General features: G+C 43.5%; 12 protein-coding genes and 2 pseudogenes. 6 read left to right on the top strand and 8 right to left on the bottom strand.

Going from position 1 to position 9769, the window contains the following annotated elements; translation table 11 throughout:
• Nucleotides 1-348: 348 nt before the first annotated feature.
• From D7V92_RS22780 to D7V92_RS21315, 4 genes and pseudogenes are all read left to right on the top strand, one after another.
• A pseudogene (locus D7V92_RS22780) lies at nucleotides 349-561 on the top strand (tyrosine-type recombinase/integrase); the annotation flags it as partial.
• Between the two features lie 98 nt (nucleotides 562-659).
• Nucleotides 660-1091, top strand: coding sequence for a virulence RhuM family protein (locus D7V92_RS21325; protein WP_005824647.1), 432 nt, complete (start codon nucleotides 660-662; stop codon nucleotides 1089-1091).
• 98 nt (nucleotides 1092-1189) lie between these two features.
• The gene (locus D7V92_RS21320) at nucleotides 1190-2095 is read left to right on the top strand and encodes a phosphoribosyltransferase (protein ID WP_199718932.1); all 906 of its coding nucleotides are present in this window, start codon (nucleotides 1190-1192) and stop codon (nucleotides 2093-2095) included.
• Between the two features lie 21 nt (nucleotides 2096-2116).
• Nucleotides 2117-2950 (top strand): hypothetical protein, encoded by an 834-nt coding sequence (locus tag D7V92_RS21315; RefSeq protein WP_121773745.1) that lies wholly within the window; start codon nucleotides 2117-2119, stop codon nucleotides 2948-2950.
• A 144-nt stretch (nucleotides 2951-3094) separates the two neighbouring features.
• On the opposite strand, the gene D7V92_RS21310 is transcribed toward D7V92_RS21315, so the two are convergent.
• Entirely contained in the window at nucleotides 3095-3379 is a 285-nt protein-coding gene (locus tag D7V92_RS21310; RefSeq protein WP_005805442.1) for a hypothetical protein, read from the bottom strand.
• A gap of 580 nt (nucleotides 3380-3959) precedes the next feature.
• On the opposite strand from D7V92_RS21310, the gene D7V92_RS21305 reads away from it, so the two are divergent.
• A complete protein-coding gene (locus tag D7V92_RS21305) occupies nucleotides 3960-4190 on the top strand; it encodes a hypothetical protein (protein WP_121773744.1) in 231 nt (76 codons plus the stop codon).
• A 19-nt stretch (nucleotides 4191-4209) separates the two neighbouring features.
• On the top strand, nucleotides 4210-4803 hold the full coding sequence (locus tag D7V92_RS21300) for a hypothetical protein (protein ID WP_121773743.1): 594 nt from the start codon (nucleotides 4210-4212) through the stop codon (nucleotides 4801-4803).
• Nucleotides 4804-4979: 176 nt separating this feature from the next.
• On the opposite strand, the gene D7V92_RS21295 is transcribed toward D7V92_RS21300, so the two are convergent.
• From D7V92_RS21295 to D7V92_RS21265, 7 genes and pseudogenes are all read right to left on the bottom strand, one after another.
• Complete coding sequence (locus D7V92_RS21295) at nucleotides 4980-5546, bottom strand: tRNA (adenine-N(6)-)-methyltransferase (protein ID WP_121773742.1); 567 nt, start codon at nucleotides 5544-5546, stop codon at nucleotides 4980-4982.
• Entirely contained in the window at nucleotides 5543-5986 is a 444-nt protein-coding gene (locus D7V92_RS21290) for a DUF3872 domain-containing protein (RefSeq protein WP_121773741.1), read from the bottom strand. The genes D7V92_RS21295 and D7V92_RS21290 overlap by 4 nt, the downstream gene beginning before the upstream one ends.
• A 9-nt stretch (nucleotides 5987-5995) precedes the next feature.
• Entirely contained in the window at nucleotides 5996-6580 is a 585-nt protein-coding gene (locus tag D7V92_RS21285) for a conjugal transfer protein TraO (RefSeq protein ID WP_121773740.1), read from the bottom strand.
• Nucleotide 6581: 1 nt separating this feature from the next.
• Nucleotides 6582-6998 (bottom strand): annotated as a pseudogene (traN, locus tag D7V92_RS21280) (conjugative transposon protein TraN); the annotation flags it as partial.
• A complete protein-coding gene (locus D7V92_RS22560) occupies nucleotides 6991-7614 on the bottom strand; it encodes a DUF3575 domain-containing protein (RefSeq protein WP_233572890.1) in 624 nt (207 codons plus the stop codon). The gene D7V92_RS22560 and the pseudogene traN, both read right to left, overlap by 8 nt.
• A 245-nt stretch (nucleotides 7615-7859) precedes the next feature.
• Nucleotides 7860-8171, bottom strand: a complete 312-nt coding sequence (locus D7V92_RS21270) for a hypothetical protein (RefSeq protein ID WP_121773738.1) — start codon at nucleotides 8169-8171, stop codon at nucleotides 7860-7862.
• A gap of 164 nt (nucleotides 8172-8335) precedes the next feature.
• A partial coding sequence (locus tag D7V92_RS21265; RefSeq protein WP_121773737.1) for a helix-turn-helix domain-containing protein occupies nucleotides 8336-9769 on the bottom strand: 1434 nt, incomplete at its 5' end.

Genomic DNA, 9769 nt, shown 5'->3' with positions numbered 1-9769 from the left:
GCCCGACTTGTCCAGTCCGCTCTTTTTGAGGTAGAGCAGCACCTTGAATTTTTCTACTTTCATACGCTTATATTTTTAAGTGCAAATTTACTTGCCATATAAGCGTTCCTTGATATGCAAAACACTGTGTATGAGTGCAAACAAAACGGTGAGGATTTCTTTTTATCGCTTTCTGTTACCTATTCCCGTTTCGGTAACAGCCCGGCTAACGGTTTGGTAACTGAACAACCTCAATATTCCGTTGTGGTTTGCATTTTCTCAACTTGGCAGAATACTGAAATGTCGCTTATTTCTAACGGTTTACGTTTAATTTTTACCTGTTCGCTGTCGCTTGCTTTGCCGTGTATATTCCACCTTGCGAGACATACTTTTGCCACTGAAATTTGCTTGACACAAGGCGTACCCATTGAAAGCGTTTCCAAGATGTTGGGACATACAAATATCCAGACCACACAAATATACGCCCGTGTGGTAGATAGGAAATTAAGTCACGACATGGCAGTATTGGAGCAGAAACTCCAAAGCAAAGGAAAACGTCCAATCGCGATAGTCAACCCCTGATTAATAACAGCGTTCCGGTAAGATACACGATATAAATCCTGCCGGAACCATAAATAGCAAGATATAAATAACTAATTTTACCCCCAAACAAAATCATTATGGAAAGAGGATACATACAAATCACAGAAGAAGAAATCGGCAAACCCATTGTCGAAGTCAAAATAGTAAACGGAACCGTGTGGATGTTCAAGCACGAAATCGCCCGTCTTTTCGACGTATATCTCCAGACGGTGGGCAACAACTTCCGTTCCATCTTCAAGTCCGGCGTGCTTCGTGAAGACGACGTTACGATGGAGCGCAAAATGAAAAACGAAAAAGGTCAGGACATCTACGTTACCTTTTACAATCTCGAAGCCATCATCTTCCTTAGCTACCGCATAGACTCCCGCTATGCCAAAGCCTTCAGGGAATGGGTGATGAACGCCCTTTGCGAATACAACCGCATGGATAAGAAAGCAACCGAGGTAATTGTCGTGTTCAATGCCGACACCCGCCATGCCTCCATCCAGTACCCGCAGATACCCAACTAATCCCCTTGATACGGTAAATCAAAGCCTGATGCACAAATAAATGTATCAGGCTTTTTTCAAATCCCCAAAAACCTCTACCTTTGGACAAACTATTGATTATGATTGAGAATCTGGTCGTTTCTGTCCCGTTTGAAGATTTAGACGACGCACCCATATACAACTACTTCCGGCTTTCAGAAATGCCCGGCGAGTTCCTGGTCATACAGAAAGAGGACGGCATGTTCTACTTCCTCTGTTCCCACGACTGCCCGATAGAAAAGATAAGCCGTTCCTTTGACTGGTACATCGTTTCCAAAGACAAATTCAACGACCACCTGACAATCGGCATCGGGTTGGCAGACAAGGAACCGATAGAAGGCGAACTCTACCGCCTTCAAGACGAAACCACCCTGAACCTTTGGCGTGACATACTCCGTTTTACATTCGAGGGTGACTTCGTCCGCCAGTTCTTTCCCTACGATACCTATTTCAAAGGTAAAGTGCGCTATGACGAAGCCTTGTGCTTCTATATCCACGATTATTACCCGATCCGGACAAAAGACCTGACCCCACATCAAAAAAAGGTCAGCAACTTAGTGTTCCGCTTTAAAGAAGGAACCGAGAACGCCGCCCCCTTGCTTGCCAAGATTTTCTCCCTCTGCATCGGTCGTATGCCCTTCTTCAAAGAAATGAAATCTCCCGTCCTGATACCTATCCCAGCCTCTACACGCGAGCGTAATATCGCCCGCTTTGCCCGTTTTTGCAGTCTTCTGTCCCGCCGCCTGAAAGTAGCGGACGGCTTCCGTGCCATTTGGATCAAAGAAGATCGGGAACAACTCAAAGGCACTACCGGACACGATAAACTTTCCAATCTTATTTTTCACCCCGAATACATCAAAGGAAAAGATGTAATTTTGGTGGACGACATCGCCACCACCGGTCAGAGTTTTATCCAGATGAAACGTAAATGTATGCAGTTGGGAGCCAATACAGTCGTAGGAGTATTTTTAGGAAAAACGGTTTAACTAATATAAAATATTATCTATATGGCTAATAACGAAAAATGTGAATGTAAAACAGTTATCAAAGAATTATCTTCTTTAGATTTACAAAATTGTAGTGATAAAGACGTTCAGGCAATATTAAATAAATTATATGATAAGCCTATTGCTGCACCGTTGTGTGATTATCCGGTTGATACAGTTATTGTACGTGGAAGACCTATCACTTCAACGCAACAGATAAAATTCAAACATGAATTATCATATGTTCCTGCAGATAAAAACAAAAAGTACCAAAGAGCAAGTACACCAAATCAAACTATGTTTTATGGTATTCTTAGTGATACTCATGATACTCAATTAATTGGATGCTTGGGGGAAATATGTGATTGTTTAAGAGAACCAAATCCACAAGATGGAGATTATTATGCTATTATTAGTTTTTGGCTTGTACGTGAAACTATATCATTATTCACAATCATTAATCCCGAAACGACAAACAATAAATCTGATAATTTAAAGAAAATGGCAGATGAACTTGAATTATTTATGGAAGAGTGCAAAGATTATTTTGATAAGGAAGATGTAACCTCATTGCAAAAATTCATGTATCAACAATATAATAAAAAGGCTCTTACTGAAAATGATTATTGGATACCAGCTCTTTTTACAATGGATTTAATAAAATCGGAAAAAATAGATGGTATTTTATATGAAAGTGCACAAGTTGTTGATGAACGATTAGACAATGTATTATGCTTGGCAATAAAGCCGGAAAGTGCAGATAAAAAATTAAGTTTTCTGTCGGCTGTAAAAGTCACAATTACAATAAAAGATGGAAAAGCGACGGTAACAGGTGAACCTATTGACATTCAGTAGATATACATTTATCTCCCCATAATCACAAAAAACTATTCCGTTGGCCAACGAATATAAATCTTCGCCAGCTAACGGAATATTTTTTCCTTTTCGGTTATGCCAAAAGGTTGTTGTTATCCCATCCGGATAACAGCCGAAGCGGAATTATTTCTTTTCCAGTTTCCTCATAGCGTCAGCAAGAGCGACATCCATAGCTTCGTAATGATCGCTATCGTACTTCATCAGTCCGGCAAGCAGTCCGTTCAGCGTGTTTATGGCGCTTGTTCCTTCTTCCGAACTTCCAGTCTTTGAAATCAGGTCAATAGCCGCACTCAAATCCCCCCGTAACTTTACAAGGTCACTAACTTTCTCAATTGGTAAGAGATAGAATAGTTCTCCTTTATCTGTTCCTACAATCCCCTGCAACGGGGTTTCATGTAAATGTTCCATTATCATATATGTATTAAAAAACGTGACACTGCCAATCACAGTTCCAAAGGCATCGCCAAACGCCCAACACAAAAGCAACTGACAGGTCACGTTAGTATATGACCCAACCAGTTTACTTACCTTTGTGTTTTGAAATTGGCGATTTCTTGGAACGGCAAATAAACTCACTAAAAAGCGGAGGACTATTTATCCTCTCGTTGCAAAAGTAGGAAAATAATAGGATATTCCTTTGTGATTAAGATAAAAAGATAAAGCCAATATCTTATAAGATAACGGATAGCTCCCGGCGATCTATCTTTTTTAATGGTTATCACATGGCTTTTTTCTTCATTTTTCTCTCTATAATTTCTTCCTCGATTGCTTCTGCCAATCTAAAGGAAGCCAACTGTTAAGCTATGTTTCTTGTGCGAAGATAAACGGCAGTCTATTGCCGTTCAAATTTTTATTTGTAAAATCTCCAGCCCTACGGGTAGTATTTTACAAAAAAAATTTGCCCATTCATATCCAGCCATCTTCCGATGCACACGAAACACAGCTCAACAGCCGGCTCCGATAAGGCATAAAAAAAAAGTCAGAAATTATGAAAAATGAAGAAAAAAATAGGAAACAGCAGCTTACGAGCCTTCCAATCAGCATAAATATTTTGAAAGTCGTTTTGGTGGCGGCTGGTGTCTATTACTTCGGAGTGAAGTTCCTTTTTGCCATCCTTTTGTGGTGGGCAGTCCGTCAGATGCTCCGTTTGTTCTTCATTACCCTTAAACTTCTGTTTTGGGGACTGATAGCCCTGTTCATTCTATACGCAATTATTTAATCACTAAACAACATATAATATGAAAGCCATATCCCAAATGACACAAGAAGAGAAGTTACAGACGATTTCAGAGTACACCCCATGCAGGACAGAACGTGAAATAATGCTCCGCTACCAGTCGGCGGTACACCGTAACGATATACAGCAAATAGAATATTTTGAGAAATTCGGTAAGAATATACGCCAGATTATCCTTAATGTTCATACCTGCGAAAGAGCATTGCTTTTCGGTTATACAAGCAAGGATTTAAACGAACACGGTTGGTTAATCGGTATGTTACCCATCGTTGAGAAAATCGAACTGGACAACTCTAACTGCATCCACATCGGTAAATCTCCAAACGGGACGTATGCCGTAGCCGTAGATTGGTGTACGGGAAGTGCCGGAGGTGGAAGCCATCCGTCCGTATTTGATGAACCCATCAAAGACTACAAAGAAGCCGTCAGACAGGGTATTTGCCAGTTGGAACAGCAATACTGCAAGGCAGAACGCTATTCTGTTACCGATAGAAGCAATTATAATCCCAAAGTGATAAGCAAACTCAAAAATAAACTATTGGAACTGAAATGCCGGTACACCCAGCCCCAACAACTTACATTGGCGCTGTTCTAAAAACAAAATCCTCTTGCCCATTATCAGGCAGGAGGATTTTTATTTATGTAAGGGAAAAGTCTATCCAATCTCTTTTCCCCATAATTCTATGTCAGTCGGCGCATGATATAAATCCCATCCGATACACCCCCATATAGCAATAAGGAAGCCACAATAAACAAGCAAAGCAGTCATTACTACCTCAAATTTGTTAAAGGTTCAATCAGACTCTTCATATCCTCACTCATCCGGCTTTGCTCATATTTGGATCGGCTTAAATTCTCAAAGACAATTTGTTTAGGCAGAACCTTATAACAAAAATAACTTGAACCGAAATAAGCCGCATTTTTCTCCGTAAACTGGATACGTTTGTCAAACAAAAGCATTTGCATCTCTTTATCCTTGAACAGACGTACCGGAGCACTGCTGTTCAACCATAAATTAGATAAAATCAGTGCAAAAGGCTTTCCGAAAGATAAGCAACGTTCCACTACTTGCTGCTTTTTGCTGAAAGGAGGATTTGATACAATCATCCCCCATTTCATTGGCTCATAATTAAAAAAGTCTTGTCCGGTGCAAATATGGGAATGGACAGTATTTATACCGGCAGCTTTCAGAGCAAGTACAAATTCGCTATTTTCCGTATCAAACGGACACCATACGGTTTTATCCTTTGGTATGTACTTTATAATAGGAGCAACCGCATAAGCAGGAGTATATTGCTCATCACTGCTAAAGCGTGGATTATATCCGGCATAAATCATTCTTCCTCCTCCTTATCCTGACTTTCATTATTGAAGCTGAAAGATTTCTGTATCATTTGTCCGAAAGAATCGACCACATAGATATCAATCGTCTGCTGGTCAGTACTCATAGATTTATAATACAGGCGGAATATTTCCTTTTCCAGCGGGTAAAGGTCATTCGGGAGAAGAACCGTCCCGTTTTCCAAGCGTAACTGCCCCTTGCCGTCCGGTTGGAAGTAACGGATAAAATACTTCGTTTCCACATACGTTCCGCCCCTCACCAGCTCGCAACGAATTTCCGCTTCCTCGCCCATTACGATTTTATTCTGTACTGGCAGTGTTGCCATATCAAACTCATACACCTGCTGCACGTCCAACTTGTCACTACACGCTACCACACACACGATACCGGTCAACACAAGACCGAGCACGAATATTGTTTCAAACATCTTCTTCATATACCTTTATTAATTGATTAAGAATTTAAGCCCCAGACCAAATTGAAAATGAAACTTACCCGTATCACTTCCCCACAAGCACCGCTCGCGGGCGTTCAGTAGCAGAACCACTCGGTTACTCAAATAACTTTCCAGTTCCAGCGATACAGCACCCCCATAGACAAAGTTATCGCCACTTCGCAGGGTAGAACCGTCATAGAGCAGCTTGTCCCCCCAATTATTCGTTTCATATCCCGCCAAAGCCGAGCCGCCCAACGAAAGCAGAAACACCTTGTTCGCATCCGAAAGAAAAGTATAGTAATACCCGCCCTCCGCAGTAAATTGCGAGGTAGGTATGCGGATAGCCTTATACGGATGATACTTTTGCAGGTACTCCGCACCGAACACCCACCGGTTGCAATGTCGGGTATAAGTATCCAGCGACAGCCCGAAAGAATACCCCAGCTCATTACGTTTGTCGGACGAATGGAAACCGTCCGCCATTCCTCCCGTAATCCGGATGCCATGCATACCCGGCAGGCAGCGTTGGGCGTATGCCTTGTCCGTCAGGGCAAAGCACACTACCATACACAATAAAAATAGAAACTTCTTCATCTTATTTCATTTTCAGTTCGTTAATCACTCTTGCACGGATTAGCTCCGCATTTCCGATCACAAATTTCTGATGGCGTCCGCCCGCCTGCTCATTCATTTCCACCACCAGCTCCTTATCGTCCGGCAACGTAAATTTAGGTAACGTAAAGACCGTTCTCTCCCTGCTCTTCCCGTTGACCACCGTCACATAATTATACGCACGCAGCGGAACAATCACCTGCTCCTGAATGGCTGTACGTTTCGCAATCTTTCTGTCGACCACCTTAAAAATGATATAGTCCACATGAAAAGGCACGTTGGACGAGTTTTTCAACTCCGTATGGAAATACAGCAGCCCGTTGTGCGTATAAATCCCTTTCAACGTATATTGAATACCGAACCTTTTACAGCCGATATGCTTCACCAGTCTGTCATTGTTGGCATGGATAGTATATATTGTACTCGCCGTAGCTACCCGATGCTCCCACGTAGAAACGTTTGTCACGCAGCAGATACCATCGTACTTCTGGATTAACGAGCCACATCTTCTGTACTTTGCCATGCTCTCCGCCCCACCACGAGAGGCTGCCGTCCAGTTTCACGCTCAGATCACGGTTCACTCGCCACTCCACGCCGAGTGTGGGAAGCAGCAGGGCATCATACAACAGGTTTGTGCGCACTGCAAAGCTGTAAGGGACATCTCTCTGTATGGATTCGGGGTTCACAACCGGTTGCGATGTGCGTGGCTGTTCTTCTTCAACCACCGGTTCCGGTTTGGGCTCTGCCACTACTTTCGGTTCCTCCCGTTTGGGTTGTTCTTTCACGGTTTCGAGCTGCTTCGATTCCTCCTTGGTAGGTATGCAGAAGGTTACCACCACCACATCCTTATTATTATGGTACGCGCGTGCATAATTCCCCGTCACAAAATCCGCTTCTTTCAATCCTTTATGAGTAATCAACTCCGACTTCACGCGGTTGGCACGAACAAAAGCTGTGTTCAGGTTGTCTTTTTCGGCAGACAGGGAAGCGCAATAGCCGTCCACATAGACCGGCATTTTGCCTGTTGCGATTTCTGCATGATACTTGTCGATAAGCGAGTAAAGGCGCTCCAGCTCCGCTTGGTTGCCTTTCAGTAAAAACACGTCGTTCTCCGGAAGAAAACGGAATGTAATAACAGTATCTCCCATCCGGGCTTCGGATGCCTGCATGGCGGAAATTCCGGTTGCCGCCACCAGCCCGAGAAAGAGAACCAACAGAGTTTTGTGTAGTCGTTTCATAAGTTTATTTATTAATAGGTGTATTATATATAATAGATTATCTCAATCCGTGATGCGTGTTCCTTAGAGGCAGCCACGCCGTCGTCACTCCTTTTTTCGTCAATGGAGGCTTTGACGGCTTCCGACAGTTCTGTCTTAATCACCTTTTCCATCATTTCTTTTTCTATGCGTGTCCGCTCCAGTTGTTTAGCTAAACAGTCTTGCTCACGGATGCCTTTCGCCATATAATGATTGCACTTCTCTACTATCTTCCGGCAGTGCAAAAAGACGAAAGTTACAATTGCCAGTGAGCAGAAAACAAGCCCCAGTGCGATAAGGAAAATGTAATTGTCCATAGATATTGTTTTTTCTTGGGGCAAAGTTTGTGAAATAGGGGCTGAAAACTATTGCATTTTGTCCCAAGTTTGTGGCGTTTTGTCCTTTTCTGCTGTTTTCTCAGGCTTTCGGACATAAAAAAAGCACGGATTCACCGTGCTTTTGAGTTTTGGAATAATATTTCTTATTTTTCTTGGAGCGTTGACATTTTCCGGTATTCTGTCGGACTGATGCCATATTGCTTTCGGAACAGGCGATAAAAAGTGCTTGGTATATTAAAACCGCAACTGAAAGCTATCGCCTCAATCGTTAGTTCGGGGTGGCTGTCGAGCTTCCGGCGTGCCTCTTCCACTTTCAGCGTGCGCATATACTCCATGGGCGATTTTCCCGTAACGGCTTTGACGGCATCTGTCAATGCGTTCTTATTGGTGCCGAGTGCGGAGATAATATCATCACGGTTAATGTCAGTGTTCGACAGATTATCATCGGAGAGCAGATACTCCTGTAACCGAATAACCAGACTCTGCTGTTCGCCGGAAGGAGCAAATAGTTCCGTAGCTCCGGCTGTTTTGCCGGAATCCTCCCCGGAGGGTTCCGATTGGCTAATGTTCGCCAATCGGGACAGTTCATCCGTCAGCCGGTCTTGCTCTTTAATTCGCTCGTACAACTTACGGTTTTTGAGGGCAATCATCCGGTTGTAATAGAATGTACCTGCCAGGAGCAAAACGAGAACCAGACAAATGGCAAGAGCAAAAAGGAAGTAATGGAAATTGCGCTTTTTCCCGGCAATGTGTTTTTCCACTTCATATTGGGTACGTAGTTCGTCGAACCGGGCATTGACCTCCACGTTTTTCAGCGTATCATTCGTAGCAATGATTTCATCCAGCAGACCGTCTGCCTCCTGGTAGCGCCCCATCCGGGCAAGTAGCTGCATCTTTATCCTCCGGATTGAGTTCAGGTTGAAATCAGCCTCCAACGTCCGGTTTATGGCACTGTCGATTACGGCAAGCGCCTTGCCGTAATCCCCGCGCGACCGCAATATCAGCGCCCTTGCCCGCAACAGTTCAAATCGGGATATGTCGTTATTGATGAGGGCTTCTGTCTTAGCGAGGTACGGTTCTGCCTTGTCGTAGTCGTGTATATCTATATAGGTATTCATCAACGCTATGTAGAGGTTGCCTCTGGCTTCGGGTTGCGTTCTGCCCGAGGCTTTCTCAAAACGGGCAATGGCCTTTTCATATTCGGGAACCAGTTGCAGCAGCTCGTCATACCGATTCTGTGCACGCAAAACCATACATAGAAATGCATAGGATTGCGTCAGGATATTATCGTAGCCCGAAACCTCCCACAACAAGTCGATGCACTCTCTGAAGCACTTTTCTTCTTCTTTCCATCTGTCTTGCGAATTGTATATCAAGCCTGTGGCATACAGCGCGGTTGCCATACCGGCCTTGTCTTTGCGCTCTTTGGCACGAGCGTACATCTTCTCTGCTTCTTCAACCGCCGGTTCGTATTCTCCCTTCAGGTTGTAGGCAGTTATGAGTTGCATATGTATCTGATAATAGAACTTCCATAGTCCGTTCTCTATGTAGAAGTCCAGATAGGCGGGTGCTTTCTC

Source organism: Parabacteroides sp. CH2-D42-20 (genome assembly GCF_003670185.1).
Classification (GTDB): Bacteria; Bacteroidota; Bacteroidia; order Bacteroidales; family Tannerellaceae; genus Parabacteroides; species Parabacteroides distasonis.
Note: the sequence above shows the minus strand (reverse complement) of the source record. Positions and strands in the feature narration are given on the sequence as shown.

Excerpts from the sequence above, each read along its gene's own strand:
- D7V92_RS21325 (WP_005824647.1), top strand. The coding sequence starts at position 660 with ATGGAAAGAGGATACATACAAATCACAGAAGAAGAAATCGGCAAACCC.
- D7V92_RS21320 (WP_199718932.1), top strand. The coding sequence starts at position 1,190 with ATGATTGAGAATCTGGTCGTTTCTGTCCCGTTTGAAGATTTAGACGAC.
- D7V92_RS21315 (WP_121773745.1), top strand. The coding sequence starts at position 2,117 with ATGGCTAATAACGAAAAATGTGAATGTAAAACAGTTATCAAAGAATTA.
- D7V92_RS21310 (WP_005805442.1), bottom strand. The coding sequence starts at position 3,379 with ATGGAACATTTACATGAAACCCCGTTGCAGGGGATTGTAGGAACAGAT.
- D7V92_RS21305 (WP_121773744.1), top strand. The coding sequence starts at position 3,960 with ATGAAAAATGAAGAAAAAAATAGGAAACAGCAGCTTACGAGCCTTCCA.
- D7V92_RS21300 (WP_121773743.1), top strand. The coding sequence starts at position 4,210 with ATGAAAGCCATATCCCAAATGACACAAGAAGAGAAGTTACAGACGATT.
- D7V92_RS21295 (WP_121773742.1), bottom strand. The coding sequence starts at position 5,546 with ATGATTTATGCCGGATATAATCCACGCTTTAGCAGTGATGAGCAATAT.
- D7V92_RS21290 (WP_121773741.1), bottom strand. The coding sequence starts at position 5,986 with ATGAAGAAGATGTTTGAAACAATATTCGTGCTCGGTCTTGTGTTGACC.
- D7V92_RS21285 (WP_121773740.1), bottom strand. The coding sequence starts at position 6,580 with ATGAAGAAGTTTCTATTTTTATTGTGTATGGTAGTGTGCTTTGCCCTG.
- D7V92_RS22560 (WP_233572890.1), bottom strand. The coding sequence starts at position 7,614 with ATGCCGGTCTATGTGGACGGCTATTGCGCTTCCCTGTCTGCCGAAAAA.
- D7V92_RS21270 (WP_121773738.1), bottom strand. The coding sequence starts at position 8,171 with ATGGACAATTACATTTTCCTTATCGCACTGGGGCTTGTTTTCTGCTCA.